At 47.3% G+C, this 20799-nt stretch carries 14 protein-coding genes and 1 riboswitch; of the genes, 9 read left to right on the forward strand and 5 right to left on the reverse strand.

The genetic code is table 11. From position 1 onward, the window contains the following. Positions 1-11 precede the first annotated feature (11 nt). Positions 12-4235: a CHAT domain-containing protein gene (locus ACMVP2_RS06335; RefSeq protein WP_416867091.1), complete on the forward strand. Its 4224-nt coding sequence runs from the start codon at positions 12-14 to the stop codon at positions 4233-4235. Between the two features lie 378 nt (positions 4236-4613). On the opposite strand, the gene ACMVP2_RS06340 is transcribed toward ACMVP2_RS06335, so the two are convergent. Then, positions 4614-5543 (reverse strand): hypothetical protein, encoded by a 930-nt coding sequence (locus ACMVP2_RS06340; protein WP_339789872.1) that lies wholly within the window; start codon positions 5541-5543, stop codon positions 4614-4616. A gap of 19 nt (positions 5544-5562) precedes the next feature. Beyond that, on the reverse strand, positions 5563-6813 hold the full coding sequence (locus ACMVP2_RS06345; RefSeq protein ID WP_416867092.1) for a CHASE2 domain-containing protein: 1251 nt from the start codon (positions 6811-6813) through the stop codon (positions 5563-5565). Positions 6814-6999: 186 nt separating this feature from the next. Between ACMVP2_RS06345 and meaB the strand changes: the two genes are divergently transcribed. Next, the gene (meaB, locus tag ACMVP2_RS06350; RefSeq protein ID WP_416867093.1) at positions 7000-7998 is read left to right on the forward strand and encodes a methylmalonyl Co-A mutase-associated GTPase MeaB; all 999 of its coding nucleotides are present in this window, start codon (positions 7000-7002) and stop codon (positions 7996-7998) included. 16 nt (positions 7999-8014) lie between these two features. Here the strand turns inward: meaB and ACMVP2_RS06355 are convergent, their stop codons facing one another. From ACMVP2_RS06355 to ACMVP2_RS06365, 3 genes are all read right to left on the reverse strand, one after another. Further along, positions 8015-8695 carry a head GIN domain-containing protein gene (locus ACMVP2_RS06355; RefSeq protein WP_416867094.1) on the reverse strand — a complete coding sequence of 227 codons (681 nt, stop codon included), beginning with the start codon at positions 8693-8695 and terminating at the stop codon, positions 8015-8017. A 61-nt stretch (positions 8696-8756) separates the two neighbouring features. Beyond that, positions 8757-9791 (reverse strand): DUF5074 domain-containing protein, encoded by a 1035-nt coding sequence (locus tag ACMVP2_RS06360; protein ID WP_416867095.1) that lies wholly within the window; start codon positions 9789-9791, stop codon positions 8757-8759. Beyond that, on the reverse strand, positions 9788-11719 hold the full coding sequence (locus ACMVP2_RS06365) for a TonB-dependent receptor plug domain-containing protein (RefSeq protein ID WP_416867096.1): 1932 nt from the start codon (positions 11717-11719) through the stop codon (positions 9788-9790). The genes ACMVP2_RS06360 and ACMVP2_RS06365 overlap by 4 nt, the downstream gene beginning before the upstream one ends. 132 nt (positions 11720-11851) lie before the next feature. Next, positions 11852-12059, reverse strand: a riboswitch (cobalamin riboswitch). A 195-nt stretch (positions 12060-12254) separates the two neighbouring features. Between ACMVP2_RS06365 and ACMVP2_RS06370 the strand changes: the two genes are divergently transcribed. The 7 genes from ACMVP2_RS06370 to ACMVP2_RS06400 all read left to right on the forward strand — a co-directional run bounded on the left by ACMVP2_RS06370 (position 12255) and on the right by ACMVP2_RS06400 (position 20780). Further along, positions 12255-12716: a hypothetical protein gene (locus ACMVP2_RS06370; protein WP_339789854.1), complete on the forward strand. Its 462-nt coding sequence runs from the start codon at positions 12255-12257 to the stop codon at positions 12714-12716. A 37-nt stretch (positions 12717-12753) separates the two neighbouring features. Beyond that, positions 12754-13947: an ABC transporter substrate-binding protein gene (locus tag ACMVP2_RS06375; RefSeq protein ID WP_416867097.1), complete on the forward strand. Its 1194-nt coding sequence runs from the start codon at positions 12754-12756 to the stop codon at positions 13945-13947. Between the two features lie 8 nt (positions 13948-13955). After that, positions 13956-15011: a FecCD family ABC transporter permease gene (locus tag ACMVP2_RS06380; RefSeq protein ID WP_416867098.1), complete on the forward strand. Its 1056-nt coding sequence runs from the start codon at positions 13956-13958 to the stop codon at positions 15009-15011. Further along, entirely contained in the window at positions 15008-16018 is a 1011-nt protein-coding gene (locus ACMVP2_RS06385) for an ABC transporter ATP-binding protein (protein WP_416867099.1), read from the forward strand. Before ACMVP2_RS06380 ends, ACMVP2_RS06385 begins: the two co-directional genes overlap by 4 nt. 82 nt (positions 16019-16100) lie before the next feature. Beyond that, positions 16101-17492: a hypothetical protein gene (locus ACMVP2_RS06390; protein WP_416867100.1), complete on the forward strand. Its 1392-nt coding sequence runs from the start codon at positions 16101-16103 to the stop codon at positions 17490-17492. 144 nt (positions 17493-17636) lie between these two features. Further along, positions 17637-18965, forward strand: coding sequence for an NAD(P)/FAD-dependent oxidoreductase (locus ACMVP2_RS06395; protein ID WP_416867101.1), 1329 nt, complete (start codon positions 17637-17639; stop codon positions 18963-18965). Between the two features lie 18 nt (positions 18966-18983). Further along, positions 18984-20780: a 4Fe-4S binding protein gene (locus ACMVP2_RS06400; RefSeq protein ID WP_416867102.1), complete on the forward strand. Its 1797-nt coding sequence runs from the start codon at positions 18984-18986 to the stop codon at positions 20778-20780. The last annotated feature ends 19 nt before the right edge of the window (positions 20781-20799 follow it).

Consider the following 20799-nt stretch of genomic DNA (forward strand, 5'->3'; position numbering starts at 1 on the left):
CTTTTTGAAGCATGAAAAATTCATTCAAGCATTTACTTTCCCTTATTGTCTTTTTGATTTGTGCCGGGCCAAATAGTGAGGTTTTTGCCCAGAACTGGCCCAAACTATTTAAGAAAGCCAATGACTCCTACGCCGTTGGCGACTACCCCAAGGCCAAAAAGTCGGCCGGTAAAATTGTTAAGAAAACTACCAAAAAATTGGGAGCAGAGAACAAGTACCTGGCAAGTGCCCTGGTGCTTGAGGCTCAAATAGACTGGGCTGCCGGGCTGCACAAAGACATGGCAGATAAAATAAGCCGGGGTGTGGCAATGAGCGCCAAGGTAAATGGTGAAACGTCGGTGGATCATGGCCTTCTTCTCTATGAAGCTGCCCATGTTTGGGCAGACTATGGGCACTTCGTCAACGCACAGGACCTTCTTACTAAAGCGAAGGCTGTATTGGAGGCAAGCGGTGCCTCCAATGAGGAAATGAAAATAAGGCTGGCTTTGCTGCAAACAAGAATACTGAAAGGCAAAGGCTTCTATGCCGATGTAGTCAAGTATATCAACAGCAACCTTGCAAGTACACAAGCTGCTTACCAATCAGCTAGTGGCAAAGACCTCATTGCAAGCCTTAAGGGTGTCTATGGGGAGTTATTGATGCACAAAGCCGATGCGTTCCGACTCATGGGAGACTATATCAGATCAGATTCGGCATTTATTTTTACTCAGCAATGGATTGGAAAAGAGCTTGGCAAAAACCCGCTTATTTACAGCCAAACGCTTTACCTCAATGCCAAGCTGCTGGAGGAAAATGGAATCGATCCCTCTGCATTGCCCAACCTGTATGAGGATGCCCTTAAAAATACAATGCGAATTCATTCAGCATCCCACATCGCCAGGCTGGACATGATGGAAAGCCTGATCCGCTCTTACTGGAGAATTGATAACTACTCTAAGACCAGCAATAACACCAACCAGTTCAGGGCCATACTTAATAAGAGCTTTGAAAAGGGAAGCCTCAATCGGGCACGGCTTGAAACCCTGCCGATGGACATCAACGCACCCAGCACGAAGGTATTCGGCCAGGAAAAAGATGCTGCCTCTAAGGCTTACGGTAATCTTTACCCAGAAATTCACCCTGAAAGACGAAGGATACTTGAATTTGCCTACCGTGCTGCCCAACTGAACAATAATGCGGAAAATGCGGAAAAGTACCTTCTGGACATTCTTAAAATAGAAAAAGACATGCTCGGTGCGGATGCACCTGAGTACCACCTTTCCAGGGTAATGCAAGCCAACTACCTCGTTGAATACTCCGACAAGTTTGCCGAAGCAAAGAAAATATATGATGAGAGCTTCCATGGGGTGATCGAAAAGGAATTTTCTCAAGGTCATGTTGAGTACGTGAATATCCTCAACCATTTGGCGCAGTTTTATGAGGAAAATGACGATTTCAGCAATGCATCAAAAACACTTGACAAAGCACTGAATGTGTCTCGTGTGAAATACGACAACAAGGATGTAAACTATGGCGTTGAGTTGAATAAGATTGCGTCTCTGCAAATGAATATTGGAGAATATGAGAAAGCAGAAAAAAACATTCAGGAAGCAACAAATATTCTCGCCAAACCTTCCTCTCTTGAGGAAACACTTCATTATACCAACCTATTGACTACCAAAGCGAGATTAATGGTTATTCAAGGCCTTTACGACGAGGCGGAAGACCTTCTTTTCGAGTCAGAACGAATCAAAGTTAAGAGTGGATTGAACCGATTGGGCTCTGCCGGACAAAACACGGAAGACCTTGCTGAACTGTACTATCATTTAGGTAGATATAGTGATGCAACGGATTTGGTTGATAAATACCTGAAGAATACGGAAAAACAGTTTGGCACCACAAGCAGGCACCTTTTGCGTCCGTTGGTTTTGAAGGCGCAATTGAAATTGGCTGCCGGTGAGTATACTGATGCCGAGTCGTTCGCAAGAAGATCTCTTAATATAGCAACGGCTGTGTTTCCAGCCTCCTCCTCCAAGCTGGCCAGCAGCCTGATAACCTTATCCCGGCTCTACACAACAATTGGAGACTACGAAAAAGCGGAGCAATTTATCTCCCAAGCCATTGCTAACCAGGAAAAGCAGTTCGGAAGGGGACATGTCGATGTTGGCCGCTCGCTGGCACAGCTGGGAATGATTAAATTTTACGACGGCGCCAGTTTCAAGCAGCAACAAGACTTACTCGTTGAGGCAGAAAAAATCGTTGGAGCCAAGCTGGGAAGTAAAAACCCGCTCTATGCTGAAGTATTGAAAGATTTGGCCACCGTGAGTATTTATGCTGGCGAATATGACATTTCCCTCCAGTACCTTGAAGAAGCGTGGACGATCTGGAAAGACCGAATAGGAAAGCGGAATAACGTTAATGCTGCTGTAGTCAACACGCTGAAAGGTGACATCCAGTACCAAAAGAGGCAATACGACAGGGCAGACAATTTTTACCAGGATGCCCTGAAGACGTACGCCAAATTTTTCTCCACCTCTCACCCTGAATATGTGAAAGTTTTGTCGAAGCTGGCAAAAACTTACTACATGAATGGGGACATTAGAAAGGCGCAGAATACTATTGAAGAGACTCTGGGCAACTACCAGGAGTTTATAAAGACCTACTTCCCAGCCCTAAGCGAAAGAGAAAAAGCCAAGTTTTGGAACACCATCAAGTCCGACTATGAGTTCTACAACACTTTGGCGTTAACGAGGATCGACAAGAAAGAGGACCTGATAGGCGACATTTACAATAACGCTTTACTCACCAAAGCACTTCTGCTGAACACATCAATAAAAATCAGAACCCGTATTCTTTCCAGCGGCGACAGCACGTTGATAAATATGTACAGCAGCTGGATAGCCAAAAAAGCCCAGCTGACCAATGCGCTGTCAATGTCGAACGACCAGCTATTGGAAAACAATGTGAACCCGGCTCAACTTGTACAAGAGATGGAAGCACTGGAGAAACAGCTCAGCTTGAAGTCGGAAGTATTCGGTGAAGGCGTTGAAAACAAGGTTATCACCTGGCAGGATGTAAAAGCAGTCTTAGGCGAGAATGAAAAGGGGGTCGAAATTGTGAGATTCCGTTATTTCGACCATGATTTTACTGACTCAGTCATGTACGCTGTCATCTATGTCGACAATGAAAAGCGCAGCAAGCCGAAACTGGTGTTACTTAGGAACGGTGCTGATCTGGAAGGCAGGTATATGAAGCTGTATCGGAACAGTATTAAGTTCAAAATCGAAGATGATTATTCATATGATCAGTTCTGGAAACCCATCGTTGAAGCTGTAGGGCAAACATCTACAATCTACCTTTCTGCCGACGGTGTTTATAACCAAATCAATTTGGAGGCGATACCGACCGGTGATGGTAAATATGTCCTCGACAATTCCAACATCATCCTTGTGAGTAATACGAGGGACCTTGTAAACAGGAGCAAGAAAAAGAAAGCACAGGCACCCGCTGAAAACCTGGCATTGATGTTTGGGGATCCAATTTATTATGTAAAGTCAGAGGGCGCAACTCCAGGAAACGAGAACTTAGCAAAAAGCATTGGCATGAGTGAAGTACAGCGACTTCCCGGCACACATGAAGAAGTGGTTGAACTCAAAAAACTGCTTAACGATAATGGCTGGAAAACGCAGGACTATCTCGAACTCAAGGCGGGTGAAGATCAGGTGAAATCAATGAAAAGCCCAAAAGTATTCCATATTGCCACACACGGGTTCTTCCAGCCGGCGATTGAAGAAAATAACATATTTGCCGGACTCAACGAGTCGAAAGCTTACGACAACCCTTTGCTTCGATCTGGGCTGCTGATGGCCGGAGCTGGCGACATATTGAACGAAAGCGCCTACAACTACAACAGCCAAAGTGGCATCCTAACCGCCTATGAGGCCATGAACCTCAACCTGGATCAAACTGATTTGGTTGTGCTGAGTGCCTGCGAAACAGGGCTTGGTGAAATGGAAGCTGGAGAAGGTGTATATGGACTGCAACGAGCCTTTCTGGTTGCCGGAGCCAAAACAATCATCATGAGCTTATTCAAAGTATCTGATGAGGCCACACAGCAGCTGATGGTGAAGTTTTACCAGAAGTGGATCACCACCGGAGATAAACGCAGGGCTTTCATTGATGCTAAGAAAGAGATAAGGAATGAGTATCGTGACCCGATCTACTGGGGGCCTTTTGTAATGATAGGTTTAGATTAATCCTATTACACGCAGCTGACTTGAAGGAGACTGTCGAAAGGCAGTCTCTTTTTTTTATTGTTAACCGAGTCTTCGGTTAGAGGTTAGCATTCCCATCGCTTAAGAGTGGGGAAAGCATTGGTCAGATGAGCAGCTGCATCTGGATTGTGTCCTGCTCGCTGAAACGTACGGTCGAATAGGTGGCGTCGCATTGCCATCGGATCGCTCATCTGGAATCAGTTTAGAATGTCAAGGCCTGGTCTCATGGCATAACCACAGTCATGATAATCTCCGCTCTAGCGTTCACCTCTCTCACCTAAACCTAACCGCTTCCCTTTTGTCAATATACGGGCATAAAAAAAGGGGCTTGTGCCCCTTTTTTTCTTTCTTACCTTCCTTTTAGTTAGCAGTGGCAACAAGGCCATTCTTTACAAGGAAGCTCTGGTACATGTCCTGGAAGTCCTGCACTTCAGGAGACATCTCGATAGCCTCTTCATACTTGGTAAGTGCATCAAGCACAAGGTTGTTTTCTTCGAAGAAAGAAGCATAAATAATCTTATTCAGCGGTGTTTCTTCGTTCACTTCACTCTTCAGTCCTTTGATGTTTTCGTTCACCTTGGCCGACTCAGTATTTGAAAGACGCTTGATACCGTAATCAGACGACTTCATATCTTCGTCACCTTTAACCTTAACATTAAGTATCACAAGTCTTTCCTGCGCAAGCTTAGGGTTAGTGAAGTCAAGTTCATAAGCTGTCTGATCAGTTTCGATTTTAGCTACTTCCTCATCAAAGATGTTCTTCACAGTTACTATGTACGTTGCGTTACCTTCACCTACAGCTTTCCAGCGAACAATAGCATTGTCACCATAAAAGTCAACAGAATTAGGAAGCATTACGTTGATAGCAGACGTTAAAGCTCTTTCAACAGCACCAGTCGCTTTCATGTTTGACCGGTAGTTTCCGCCACCGTCACTTTCGTTCATTTTAGCAGCTATGTAGTTAGCATAACGGCTGGCAGTTGTAGAACTAGTGGCAGAAATTTTCGCCGACAAATCGTCGATCTTTACAGTGCCAGGAGTTCTTATCTCGGTGGTTTTACCGCTGCTGTGCACCAGTCCGATGTAAGCGCCATTTGCAGCAATGATTTGATCACCTTTTGCAAGCGTTGCGCCAGTTTTCAGGGTTTCTGCCTGACTTGCACCAGCTTTTTTCACTTGGTTTTCACCTTTATTAGCCAATACCCGAAACTCATAACCCTGAGCCAATACACTGCTGCTCAAAAAGGTCAGCAATACCAAGAACGTCAAAAGAATTGTTCTCATTTTCATAGGTCTAATTTTTAATGTTTTACAATTTAATTTTTCTTTTTCTACTTTTAAAAAGCCCGGTGACTGAATTCTTCACCACGCTGTAATATACTTCCAGAGAATCACCGGCAAGGGCTATAGCCACCATGCCGAGCGTTAACTCAGGCTTATAATTGAATTTATCCAACACCCAAACATTCATAAAACTGATGCCCAAAACTTCCACCAGCTGTATCAATTTAGTGGCACCGTCGTACCACTTGGAATACACTCTGTATATGTAAGAGAAAGCCGCTACATTGATCAAACACAACAGCACACCAATTATAGCACCAGTTGTATCATCCATGGCATCAATATAATCCTCATTGAGAATCATGGCCACAATGTTGGCATGTACAACCCCTCCAAACATATCCGGATAGGATCTTCCCGCAAACTGCGAGTTAATCGGCGAATAGTACTTGTCTTCTATTGTCAGTCTATCACCAAGGTACTCTCCTAAAAAGCAGAAGATCACAATCTTATCCTTAATCAGAGACGGGTCAAAATTCTGGTTAAAAACGTCATTAATATCAAGGGCAAAAAACATTGTGCCATACACCGAGGCACCGTAGTCCATCACATTACCTCTATAATTAATCGTTTCCCGCTCATTGTCTCTTTTCAACAACCTGTTTACCTTTTCAGGTTCCAAATACTGAGCCAGCTTTACAGCAAATGCCAGTTCTTGTTGCCCTGCTACCATCTCCTTGGGAGTGAACTCCCGGGTCATTTTCAATTCTTCCTGAGTTTGGGCATCTGTTATAAAATTAACAAACCCCGTCTCAGCGTACTGAGTGAACCTTGGGAGAGATTTCCCCAGAGAATCAAATTCATTTTTATCCTCGTCGAATGTTTCAAGCTTGCTGCCCATCACCAGATTTCCTACTCTGGACAGCGCATCTTGCAATGTGGCATCTACAGCAGAATCCTTGTGTGTTCTGAAGTAAGTATCCAGGCCAATTACTTTTGGTTCGTACTGATTGATAATGTCAACCATGTAACCAATATCAGCCCTGTTTACCCTGCCCAGGTTGACCAGCACAATCCTGTCATCAGGAATGGCCGGCTCCCTTAGTTGGGAGAATACCACATCAGTGAGCTCTACATCTCCAAGAGCGTCTCCAATCGGATCAAATAAGTCAAAGACCTTAAATGCGGTTACGGAATAAAATACCCACATCAGTAAGAATATGAAGGCTGTTCCAAAAATCGAGTCCAGCCAAAATTCTCTTCTGTTTGCTTTCATAGTAGATTAGTTGCTTTGCCAACTGGTAAGTAACTAAATATTCACGAACCAACGATACAAACATAAGTAAAAGCCAAATTAAACTTAAAATAGAACAATTTTTTTTTCGGTTCTTTCGACGAAAGGAATTATTTGAAGGACGAATGTATATTGTGATCGGTTTAAACCTGTATGACTTTTTCTTGGATGTCAACGAATATACCAAAAAGGCCAACATTAGAGGAGTTGATTAGCGGAATAATCAGGGGCGACAGGGTGGCTCTGGCCAGGGGTATTACCCTGGTGGAAAGCAAACTACCGTCTGACAGAGTGCTTGCTGAGCAACTGATTGACAGATTGTTAAGCAAAACAGGCAAGGCGACAAGAATTGGCGTGTCGGGCATACCAGGCGTTGGGAAGAGCACCTTCATAGAAGGCTTTGGTGAGCACCTCACCGGCTTAGGTAAAAGGGTGGCAGTATTGGCGGTTGACCCATCGAGCAAGCAGACCAAGGGCAGTATACTCGGCGACAAAACCAGAATGAATAAGCTCGCCGTCAACCCAAATGCCTACATACGACCCACTCCTACGGGTTCTACCCTGGGGGGCGTTGCAGATCAGTCACGTGAGGCCATGTTACTGTGCGAAGCGGCCGGGTTCGATGTCATTTTGATAGAGACTGTGGGAGTAGGTCAATCGGAGACCCTGGTAAGAGACATGTGTGATTTCTTTCTGCTGCTGACAATGGCCGGAGCAGGCGATGACCTGCAGGGCATAAAGAAGGGCATTATGGAGATGGCCGACGCCATTGTGATTAACAAGGCTGATGGCGACAATATTCCAGCGGTCAGGAAGACCCTCCAGGAGCTTAAACAAGTGGTTCACTACTTCCCGCTGCCCCCTTCCGGCTGGGTTACTCAGGTGACAACATGCTCCGCTCTTCTCGGCGAGGGAATAGGTGAGTTATGGACTTTGATTGAGTCGTTCAACGAAAAGATGACTGCCAATGGCTACCTGGCACACCAACGATCCCAGCAAAACCTGCAATGGATGCATCAGAAGCTTGATGGGCTTTTGAAACAGGAATTCAATAGTCTGGTAAAAGAGGAAGTCAAAGACCTCGCCGCAAAAGTGGAAAATAAAGAGCTAAACCCCGTAACTGCAGCCCACCAGCTGTTTGACCTCTACAAAAAAAAGAAGGGGTGAAATCACCCCTCCATTGTTAGTTCATTCTTTTGACGGAGCCTGCTCCATTCGAGTCAGCGTACACTTTCTCAGGATCGCCCTTGTAGCGAACCGAGCCCGCTCCACTGCATTCTGCCCTAAGCTCCTTATTAGCTACCACCCGAGCCGTTCCCGCCCCTGAAGATTCCACCTCGGTGTAGTCACAATCGAAGTCCTCCGCATTGTAGCTGCCGGCACCGGTAATGTCAATGATTTGTTCTTTGGCCTTTCCCCGCAGAGTAAGCGTGCCAGCACCGGTCATATCAGCTCTTAACCTGTCCGTCTCAATGATCAGCCGGGTAGAACCGGCTCCACTTACGTCCAAATCGAACGTCGAAGCCGTGATGACATCATCGCATACAACTGTCGAAGCCCCGCTTAAATCCATGCCGTTGATGTTCGAAAACTCAATAGTCAGATTCATGGGCCCATTCGACCTGAAATTATTGTCTTTGATATAGACTTTCAAAGTGCTGCCAACAACCTCGGTTCGGATTCTGTCTATCACGTTGTCATCTGCATCAATGAATACCCTGTGCTTGCCGGTTTTCTTCAGTGTCACTTTAAAAGCACCACCGATATCGAGGCTGCTGAACGAAGACAACTCTCTTGTTTCTTCTCCTGCCCAAGCCTGGCTGGCAATTAGTAATCCAAGTATAAGTACTCCTATCTTTCTCATAATCGTTAGTTCATTTTGAGTAAAAGACGGCAGCTATCTTCAAGGGTTGCAGCACGGCTCTTTATTTGAAAACAAAGCCATTTGGCGCTACCCCTGCTTCAAATGTCGATAGTGCTTCTCCATCGGCGGAATATCTGTACACGGTACCCTTGCCCTGAAAGCCTTTGGCGTCTGCTATGTAGATGACATCCTCGGCCTCATTATAACCTAGTCCATAAAAACCAACTGCCTCATCAATTGTAATAAACGCCTTTTCAAGTACCTTTTGTGCAGTTTCATAGCTCCCAACGGACGTTCCTGCTATATAATACAATACGCCCTGCTCTTTATCAATGGATAGTCGTGCCGAAGGATTAACCTCCAGGTCGACCTCTTTGGTAGCTGCGGATGTGCCAAGTTTATAGATGGCTCCGTCGTTTCCCTGATAGCTTCCACTGCAGATCAGCCAAACGGCACCGGCTTCATCTACCACCATTTCTCCCGGCGAATAACCCACTTCGAGGGTTGTCTCAAGTTTTCCCGTACTGGTTTTGATTACCGACACGGTGTTCCCGAAACTATTGGATGCATAGACGTAACCATCAGCATAAACCAGGTTTTCGGTGCCATCCTCGGTGTTTACTGCTCCCTCCTTTTCAAAAGTGGCAGCATCAAGAATAAGCACGTACGACTGATCAAGCGCATAGTTCTCATCGAAAGTGCCCCAGTTGCTAACAAAAAGCTGATCGTTGTTTCTGATCAGATACCTTGGGTTAGCCAGGTTGTCGTCAATAGTGGCCGTTGAAACAAAGTCAGCATTCACCACTTCAATCTTTTTGCTGTTGTTCACTACTACGTAGCCCACCTCATCGGCATCGATAAACAGGGATTGCACCACGTCGCCCAGCGGCCGACTGTTGGCCGTTTGGAAAACGAAGGCAGAAACCTCCCCGCTTTCCGGGTCATAGGAGGTGATACTTCCGTTCGTTTGGTTAAAATTTCCTTCATTGACTACATACACGGGTCCCACACCTTTATTCGGTTCACCTTCGTCGTCACCACCACAGCTGGTTAGAAAAACTGCGGCCATTAAACTCCATAATGCTAGCTTTTTCATTTTTTATCTTGTTTTAAAGTGTAATTCAATTGAAAAGAGAAAGACCGACCCGGCATGGGCCTGTATTGCAGGTTCTCATACCTTTTGCCCAGCACGTTGTCGACTTTGACTGAAAGCGAAAAAAGTGACTTTCCAGCCCGGATTTGCCTGCCAGCCTCCAGGTTCCACAGCGTATAGGCGTCGAGGTTGATATCGTTATCAACGAGCGTATACCTGCTGCCATAGAATGAAACCTGGAAATGAAAATGCCACAGACTGGCTTTCAACCCAAAGCTCCAGTTTCCCTGGTGCAGCGGCACATAAGGCAGTTGATTACCGATGTTGCTGTCGTCTCCTAAGTAACCTGCCCGGATCTGTGATACAGTCAGTTTGTAATTAATGTCGTTGGTTAACAACCTCTTTCCCACGCTCCACTCATGACCAGCCGATAGCTCACCGCCACGGGAAAACACATTCCTCACATTCACTGGCGACCAGTAGCCCTCCGCTTGCGGTAGCCAAAGAATCCAATCTTGTATCCAGTGAGCGAAGCCAGTGGCAGATGCCTTTAGCGCATGTTTTCCCAGTTTGATGGAATAATCGAGTCCAGACTCTGCATTCCAACCTTGTTCGGGCTTCAGGTTTAAGTTGCCACCAGGGCTCCAGTAGCGGTCGTTAAGCGTGGGCACCCGATAGCTTCTGGAAATCTGCGAGCGCCAATTGAGGGAAACTTCGTCTGATTTTAAAATCAAAACGTCAGCGCCCAGCGACGGAGCGACTGGATTCCACGTGCCGGCAACAATTCCCTGACGAACTTTTGCATTCAATGTCCATCGGACTGAAGGAAACCAGTTGACCATTAAAAAGGCACTGGATCGGTTTTCGGTCAAGCCGCCACCGTACTCTGGCACATCGGCTACAATGTGGTTGATCAATCCTCCAGCTCGCAGCTGAACTTTAGCAATTGGCATCCATTCAATGCTATTATTCCACATATACTGGGTGGTGGCGGATGCCAGGCCGTTGAATTTGATAAAGTCGTAGATTCTTCCAATCCGTGATTCCCATTTCAGCAAAGGCTGGATGCGGTGCACATAACCCAGCGACAGTCGCAGCGACCGATCGACCTGAGTGTCGCCGGCTGAAGCGACAGTGTAAGGCGGGATAATATCTCTATTATAATGCGTCAGCCAGCCTTCGATATCAAAAACGCCTTTTGACCATGGACTCCAGAAGGCAGCCGCCTTCAGGCCTTTGCCATTGTAAGCGCCATGTGATTGTTTTTCAATCGGCTGCCCGGCTTTGGCCAGGTTCCGGTAGGTGTAGTCATTATCGGATTCCTTATAAAAGCCAGCGAGAGAAATGCCAGCTCTCTCACCCGAAGCTTTGACTTTAAGTCCTGAAAAGCTGGAGCCAAAGCTCCCAACTTCCTGGGTTAACCCTATGCTTCGGAGGTTTTTGTCAACCTTATCGCTGACAGCCACGGCGCCACCAATAGCGCCAGACCCGGCCAGAGAACTTACTCCTCCATAGAAAACCTCGGCTTGATCGATAAAGAAATTAGGGATTAGCGAGAAATCGGCCTGGCCTAGTGATGGAAAATTGATGGGAAGGCCATTCCAAAGCAAAGAAGTTTGGCTGGCGGACGTGCCTCTGAGGCTAATGGAGTTCAGCATACCGGGGCCGTACTCTTTAAGGTAAATGCCTTGCTGCGCCTGAAGTAACTTGCCTAACGATGTAGCCGCTTGCGTTTGAATAGCCATCGAGTCGAGTAGCTCTGAATGGCCTCCCACTGCATAGCTGTGAAGCCACGTGTCGCTGACCTCCACTGGCGCCAGGATTTTACCCATGCGGATAGAATCAGCAGCAACCTCCTGACCTTTTGCACCAAACAAAAAAAGGATGACACAGGCTACCAGCCCGACCACCCTTATACCAACTGCATACATCTCTTTGAATTAAATTAACGGGCAAGCCCAGTTTGTTAACTTAATTCAAAGCAGTAGAGGGAATAAGGTGGAATGAAATGTGAAGCCGGAACACGGCCTTTTCAGATCATCCGCCGCTTTTCACCCGAAAGCTTTGAATTGCTTGACTATGGCAGGTCTCCTGGCTCGCCTGGCCCGTCTATCGCCTTCCCACCCCGGTTTATCGGAACAGTGACTTTTTGATAGAGGCCTTTGTAGGCTTACAGTTGCGGGGACAGCCCCCGATTTTAACGGGGTTCCCTTTTAATTCTGCTACTACTGCTGATGAGTTGAGGCAGAAACCAACGGTCGCTGCGAAATACGCAATAATTGCAATGATGTTAAAACGATTCTGTAAAAATTCTCCGATTTAACACTTTTTAATACCGTTTCAAGTAACCTTTAGGTCAGTTGAGGGTATATTTGGAAGAAATTTGAGTGGTGCACGCAACCTCAACCCCTGTTAAAGCGTCATTACATTGGTTTAGGTCGAAAACTAGAATTATAAAATACTACGATGTCGTTTATTGGAAAGCTATTTGGTAAAAAGGAAAAAACTCCTGTTTCACAGTGCAAAATTTGCAAAACCCTTTTGGAGTACAACGAAGGATATGCACTTACTACCTCTGAGGTAGTTAGCTCAAAGGAATATTGGGATCACAAGATGGTTGAGCCCGAAACGCTTGGGTATACTACTGCTCACTTTAAGCAGAAAGATGCTAATGCCACAAAAATGAGGGGGATCATTTTTGAAAAAACAGCTGAAAAAGACCAGACCTGGCTCGTATGCGACACTTGCATAAAGCAGTTCGAGGTCGATACCAACGAAGCCAAGAAGCATGCGCTACAGTGGTGGGAATCCAAAGGTGATTACAATCCTCCAAAATCAGGCGACGCCAAGGCGGTACTTGAAAAAGATACTTACGAAGAAATAAAAGAATACGCCACTATGCTGGCCGGAGCCAATAAGATCAGATAAAAGCTCAGCTGCCCGACGGGCAAAGCAAATATTCGAAATGAAATTGCAATCCGTTCCCAAAAGGGGCGGATTGTTTTATTTTTGCCGCACTATGTTCAACAAAACACTTCTTTTCATCTCCCTTTTAGCTGGACTCACTCTCTCCTGCCAGCAAAAAAAGGCAGAAACGGTAGTCGACAACCCAACCCAATCTTCTTACATAAAGTATGCAAGTGGGTTTGTCATTACGCAACACTCTGATTGGACAGAAGTGGTGGTGAAACAACCATGGAAAGGAGCCGGTAAGGCGATAAAGTATGCTTTGGTTGACAAGAAAAAGGATGCAGACGCCGCCTTTGACGGCTACACAATTATGAAAATACCGCTTAGCAAGGTGGCTGCTACCAGCACTACCCACCTTCCTCATTTTTCAGCCATTGGAGAAGTGTCCAGTCTGAAGGGCTTTGCCAACTCCGACTATGTGTACTCACAGGCCTTCAGGGAAAGGCTCGAAAATGGTGAGCTGGTGGAAATTGGGGACGGTGCGGGCGTCAACTTTGAATCGTGCCTCAACTTGAAGCCCGAAGCCCTATTTACCTTTTCCATGGGGAACGACCGATCTACTGACGAAAGGCTGGCGCTGGCTGGCATCGACATGCTCTACAACGCCGACTACCTTGAAACGACCCCTCTTGGCCGGGCTGAATGGATCAAGTTCACGGCTGCTTTCTTCAATAAGCTTGACGAGGCCGATTCTATTTTCAACGTGATAGAACAAAACTACCTGGAGCTAAAGGATAAAGCTCAGACCGCCAAGACAACGCCAACCGTGCTGACAGGAGTGGTCTACGGCGACACCTGGTTTCTGCCAGGTGGCAAAAACTACGGAGCTGCTTTTTTTGAAGATGCCGGCGGTCACTACCTCTGGAAAGAAACAGATGAAAACGGATGGCTGGAGCTAAGTTTTGAATCTGTATTTGAAAAGGGCCTGAAAGCCGACTTCTGGATTGGAGTGGCGTCTTTTGGCACACTACAGGAAATGACGGCGCAGGAAAGCAGGTATGGTTTGTTTAGCGCCTGGAAGAATAGTGCCGTTTACAACTACGATAATCAGTTGAACGAAAAGGGTGGTAATAACTATCTGGAGGAAGGCTACGGCAGGCCCGATATTGTTCTGGCCGACCTGATTCATATTATGCATCCTGACCTCCTCCCGGACCACAAACTTTATTTTTACAGAAAATTACCCTAATCTGTGCCATGCTTAGGGATTTCATCCAACAGTCGTGGAAGCAATGGTGGAAGTACTTCGTGCTTCTCACGCTCCTGATTTTCGTGCTTTTCCTTCTCAGTCTGGCCCTGGGGTCAGTGGTGATCCCGGCATTTGAGGCATTAAAAATTGTGTCAGGCTTTGCCAGCCAAAACGAAGCCTGGCAGGAAATCATTCTCAACTTTCGGCTTCCTAAAGCATTGACAGCCATACTGGTTGGCGCCGCTTTGGGCATCAGCGGGCTACAAATGCAGACCTTCTTCCGGAATCCTTTGGCCGGGCCATTTGTGCTTGGCATCAGCTCCGGCGCCAGCCTTGGTGCCGCCTTGCTGATTCTGGGCGGAGCTTCGTTGGGGCTTCATCAGCTGGGCGGGCAGCTTTTCGCCAGTGCTCAGGTGATTGCAGCCGCTCTTGGTGCCATACTTGTGATGATCGCCGTTATCTCCGTGGCCCGCTCACTGCGTGACGCCATGAGCCTCCTCATCGTAGGACTGATGTTTAGCAGCACCACAGGAGCGCTCGTCAGCATCATGCAATACTTCAGCCAAGCCGAAGACATTCAAGCCTATATGCTTTGGTCATTCGGTAGCCTTGGCGGGCTTAGCTGGGAGGAAATGCAAATCTTTGCGCCGATCATTGTGATTGGTCTGCTGCTGTCCTTTGCTTCGGCCAAACAGCTAAACATGCTCTTGCTTGGTGAGCAGTACGCCCGAAGCATGGGGCTCAACATCAAGCGGGCCAGGCTTACCATCATCATCAGCACCTGCCTGCTGGCCGGAAGCGTCACCGCTTTCTGCGGGCCCATTGCCTTCATTGGCATTGCCGTTCCGCACATGGTTCGCATGCTTTTCCCGACTTCAAATCATTTGTTGCTTATTCCGCTGGTATGCCTGATGGGCGCAGGCACTATGCTTTTTTGTGACTTAATTGCTCAGCTTCCAGGCACATCGCAGCTGCTGCCCATCAACGCCGTCACTTCCCTGATCGGCGGCCCCATCGTTATCTGGATCATTGTGAGTAAACGAAACCTGAGGTACTCGCTATGATCGTTAACAACAGAGCGGTGGTGTCATTACGGAATTTCAGTGTCGGCTATCATGTGAAAGGCCACCCTACCCCGCTTTTGAAAGACATCAACCTGGATGTCAATCCCGGGGAGGTGGTTTGCTTGCTGGGGCAAAATGGCGTTGGCAAGTCAACTTTGCTACGTACAATAGCCGGGCTGCAGCCTCCCCTGGCTGGTGAGGTTCTTCTTGCCCATCGGCCAGTTCAAGCATACAGCATTCAGGAGCTGGCCACAAAGATTAGTTTGGTGCTCACTGAAAAGGTGAGCGGCGGCAACCTTTCTGTCGAAGAGTTGGTGGCACTGGGCCGCCATCCCTATACCAACTGGCTCGGCTTACTCTCGAAAGAAGACAAAAGTGCGGTGAACGAAGCAGTGGCTCTCACCAAAATCAACTACCTGCTGAATAAAAAAGTAGGCGAGCTAAGCGACGGCCAGTACCAGAAAGCGATGATAGCCAGAGCGGTGGCGCAAGACGGCGATTTGATGATCCTCGATGAGCCCACGGCGTTTCTGGATCTGAACAATAGCGTCGAAATATTTATGCTGCTCAGACAACTTGCGCTTGAAAAAGAAAAAGCTGTCGTAGTATCCACGCATGACTTCCATTTGGCCATGGAGTTTGCCGACAGGCTTTGGCTGACTAATTTCAACAGCCCCCTGGTTCAGGGACTGCCCGAGGATTTGGCGCTAAATGGTCAGCTCGAAGAAAGCCTGTACCACGAAGGTTTTGGGTTTGACTTGTTAAACGGCAGAGTGCTGCTGCCAACAAAAGAAGGCACAACATTTTCGTTGGCAGGAGATTCACCGGCCCACAACTGGACAAAACGTGCGCTGGAAAGGCATGGCTATTTGCCTGGTGATGCAAATGCCACGATCAGGCTTATTATTGAAACCGAGGGAAATGCCACCAGATGGGTGGTAGGCGACCAAAGCTTCAGCTCTCTTGAAAACCTGCTCAACTTTTTATCAAGGCACAGGAACAAATAGGGCATATTGTTTTTTTCCACTGTAATTCTTCCCGCCGCCGGTCGTCCTTTATCTGAAGGTTAAACAGGTAAAGGATAAAACTTTGAATAGGGTAATTTTTTTGCTGCTCACTATTTGTGCAGTCTACGGTGATCTGCTTAGTCAACCCGCCAAAAGCAGGTACAAGGAAAGAACATTTCAGCTGTCCTTTTTTCCAGGCATAGGCACTAACGGACTGGAAAGTGGCTTCTATTTCAACAGGTTCTCCCTTAATATTTTCGGAGGTATGTCGGCCGGCAGCCACCACTTTGAGCTGGGTGGCATTTCAAACATCAACACCAACTCGAGCACTGGCATCCAGATAGCGGGGCTGGCCAACATCATCGGAAGCCAGGCCTACTTTAACCTGACCGATGGCGAAGAGCTCTCCATTGTCAACGAAGGTTTTTCCTGCAATTTAAAGGGTATCCAGTTTTCCGGGCTCTTAAATTTTGTCAGAAACAATGTCGAAGGCATCCAGCTAACCGGTGGGTTCAACTTCAACAATGGTTACGTGCACGGCTTTCAGCTGGCTGGGCTGGGGAACATGGCTGGCAAACAAGTTTTCGGCGTGCAAATGGCCGGGCTCTATAACATCGCCATTCGTGGCATGACCGGCAGCCAGGCTTCGCTTTTGTTCAACTACACCTACGGCGAACTCAGTGGCTTGCAGCTAGGCCTGATCAACCGGGCAGTGCAAATGGAAGGCAAAAACTCGTCACCGCCGGGACCCGACCGGGGCTTTCAATTCGGCCTGGTGAATGTTTCAAGCGAAATGGACGGAACGCAGTTTGGCCTCATCAACATAGCCCGAAAAGTGCACGGCACGCAAATAGGTCTGATCAACATCTTCAAACCAGGTCCTTACCAGGGCTCTTCCGTGCCCACGTACGGCACGCAGGTAGGCCCTCTTAACTTTGGCTCCAGCGGCGTACACACCCGGCTGTTTACCGACGAGCTGTTTGCAGCTGTGCTAGAACGAACCACGGGCAATTGTCAAAACTGCACCTACACCCCTTCTCAAATGCCTTTTACGGGACGTTTCAAGGTAGTCAATCAAAACGCACTCATTTTCGCATACAATCCTTTCGACGGCTTCAGAAACCAGGTGAAGTGGGGGTTAGGTTATGGCTTCATGAAGGTGTTTTACAACAAGCATTCTATGATAGGGGCCGACACTTTGAACGCCCGCTGGTTTTTAAGTGCAGGTATCAGGACAATGTACCTCAACCGAACCAAAAATTTTGATCCCAAACTTAGCATGCTACACAAAATACATGCAGAAATAGGCCTGCGCAGAAAGAAAAAAGGGCCTCATCTGTTTGTTGGTCTTTCATTCAACGCCTATTTCCACGAAGGGCAGGACCTGAACATTGGCCAGGAGGTGTTCAAAACAAGGGAAGAAAGCCTGAACGTACAATACTGGCCGGGTTATAGCTTTGGTTTGCACTTCTAAAGTTACTCCATCCAAATAAACAATTGATCAAGTTAAGAGCATCGAACGTTACAACTAATCGTTGCTTTTGTATCTTCACTGCATGGTTCGGTCGCTGCTAAGACAAAGCAATTGCGGCTGGTTGGCTAAGTTTGAAGCATACTTATGGCACACATCGTCATCATTGGAAACGGCATAGCCGGCATCACTTGCGCCAGGCATGTGAGAAAGCAGGGAGATGATCAGATCACTGTGATCTCTAGTGAAACCGAGCATTTTTTTAGCAGAACAGCCCTCATGTATATCTACATGGGACACATGAAGTATGAACACACCAAACCCTACGAAGACTGGTTTTGGGAGAAAAACAGAATTGACCTGGTGTTTGATTTTGTTACTGGTGTAGAGGCAAAGGAGAAATCTATCCAGCTTAAATCCGGAAAGAAAATCAAATATGACAAGTTGGTGCTGGCAACAGGCTCACAACCCAACAAGTTTGGCTGGACTGGCCAGGATCTGCCCGGGGTGCAGGGGCTCTACTCCTATCAGGATTTGGAAACACTGGAGAAGAACACCGGGGCTTGCCAAAGAGCAGTGATCGTTGGAGGTGGGCTCATTGGCATTGAGTTGGCAGAAATGCTGGCGTCGAGAAAGATTTCTGTGACCTTTCTGGTACGGGAAAAAAGCTTTTGGGACTTGGTTTTGCCAGCGGAAGAGTCGGCCATGATCAATAGGCACATTGTTGAACATCATATTGACCTTCGACTGAACACAGAATTAAAGGAGATTAAAGCTGGACCGGATGGAAAGGCTTCTGCTGTCATTACCAGTGCCGGTGAGGAAATATCTTGCCAGGTAGTAGGACTGACTGCCGGAGTGCACGCCAATGTTGGCCTGGCTAAGTCTTTCGGCGTCGAAACCAACAGGGGCATCCTGGTCGATGACCTTTTGCAGACCAATTTACCCGATGTTTATGCCATTGGCGACTGTGCCGAACTGCGAAACCCACTACCTCACCGGAAAGCCACAGAGCAAGTGTGGTACACCGGCCGCATGATGGGAGAAACACTGGCGCTGACCCTAAGTGGTAAGCCAACCAGGTATGTTCCTGGCATCTGGTTCAATTCTGCCAAGTTCCTTGATATCGAGTATCAGACCTATGGTTCAGTGCCCGCCATTGCCTCTGACGGAGTAGATTCGTTCTGGTGGGAGCATCCTGCCGGAAAAAAGGGCATCAGAATCAATTTTGATCAGGCAACCGGCACCGTGCTCGGCATGAATGCCATGGGCATCAGGCAGCGACACGAAGTTTGGGACAGCTGGATCAGGCAGAAAACAAAAGTGGATAGGGTGATAAACGAACTGGAGAAGGCCAATTTTGATCCAGAGTTTTTTGATACCTGCGAGCAGGAGATCAGAGCGGCATTTTCAACGCAGTTCCCTTATTTTGAAATCGAAAAGAAAAGAAAGAAAAAGCTGTTTGGAATTTTCTAAAGCAAGAGGAAGAAAGAGATGAGAGCAATACAACTGACCGGGCTGGCACTTTTTATACTTGGCTTTGGCCTTTTTCTGGCCAGCTTCTTCATGGCCGACTACAAAATTTCAAGGAGTGACTTTGACAAAATTGTTGGTCACGAAGGAAAAGTTGAAGGTATCCTCACTTTCACGCCGGAGATAGTCGACACGGAATACAGCACGAATTTTGGGTTTGTCGGCACCATCCAAAAAGGCATCAACACCTACAACAGGCAGCAAATGATGCTCTTTGCCCTCAAGGAATCAGAGATAAATCTATTAATTAGTGAGCTGGGCCCTCCTCCCTACACTTTCTCCCTTGAAATGCTGAACTACATCTACCCGAAGATCAACACCAGCACTATATTCAAGAGACGAAAAATGGAGGAGTACGGCAGCTGGCTGGAAGGGAGAAAATATGACTCCAGAGAAGGGCTGAAGAAAGACCTGATGTCAGTGGCCAACACGATCAACGATTATGGAATCATCAGCGAGGTAGGTATCGACCGTTACAAAGCCAGAGACATCCGATATGAAGCGACCAAACTGGCTTCCCACGGCCCCATCAAGTCCAGCCCCGGCCTCTTTCTGGCTCTTTGCTACCTGCTTCCTATTATCGGAGCTATGATGTATCTGCTCCCTAAAACCAAACTTGATGGCCCGGCTGGTATTAAGAACAATGGCATTTTCCAAAGCGTTTTGAAAAACAAGGGCTGGCTTGGCATCATGCTTGGCAGCTTTCTTATTGTCTTCTATATCATTTTGTATTTCTTCCCCGAGTACATGACTGAATGGATCATCATGGTTGATCCTGTGAGTCAGCTACTGAAGAACAGTGATGCCAGCCGTTTTTTCCTTTATGGCTTCATTTACACGCTTTGCATCCTTGTAATGGGGGTGCGAATGTTCATTAAATACCGCCACAGCAAGTATCAGATCATGCGGACGATTTCCGTGATGTTCTTTCAAACGGCTTTCGCTTTCCTTATTCCCGAAATCCTCCTCAGGCTTAACCAACCCTATTTCGACTTTAAAAACATCTGGCCGCTCGACTACGATTTCTTCTTCGACAATGAGCTAAACCAGCTTATATCTTCAGGCAGCCTGGGCATCTTTATGCTGGGTTGGGGCATTGCATTGATCATCATTGCAGTGCCAGTGTTTGTCTACTTCTTTGGCAAAAGATGGTACTGTTCCTGGGTGTGCGGCTGTGGTGGATTGGCAGAAACGCTGGGCGACCCCTTCCGTCAGCTTTCCGATAAGTCGCTGAAGGCCTGGAAAATTGAGCGGTGGATGATCCATGCAGTGCTGGCCTTTTCTGTTGTGATGACTGGCGGCGTGCTGTACACCTATTGGTCGGGCAACTCCTGGCTGGGTGTGATCGACAGCTATACACTCAGAGAAGTGTATGGCGCTTACATCGGTGCAGGCTTCGCTGGCGTGGTGGGCACTGGCTTTTATCCTTTGATGGGCAATAGGGTCTGGTGCCGGTTCGGCTGTCCGTTGGCAGCTTACCTGGGCATTGTGCAGCGCTTCAAAAGCCGCTTCCGCATTACTACTAACGGTGGTCAGTGCATCAGCTGTGGCAACTGTTCCACCTATTGCGAAATGGGAATAGATGTACGCTGGTATGCCCAGAGAGGCCAAAACATCGTTCGCTCATCGTGCGTAGGCTGCGGCGTTTGCTCATCAGTATGCCCACGTGGCGTACTCAACCTGGAGAACAGAGACGAAGAAGGCAGGTTTGGCCAGCCCATATTGATTGGCAACGACAGCATTAAAGTGGAAGCATAAATCTTGCTTCCAATACTTT

The organism is Imperialibacter sp., assembly GCF_048007035.1.
GTDB lineage: Bacteria > Bacteroidota > Bacteroidia > Cytophagales > Cyclobacteriaceae > Imperialibacter.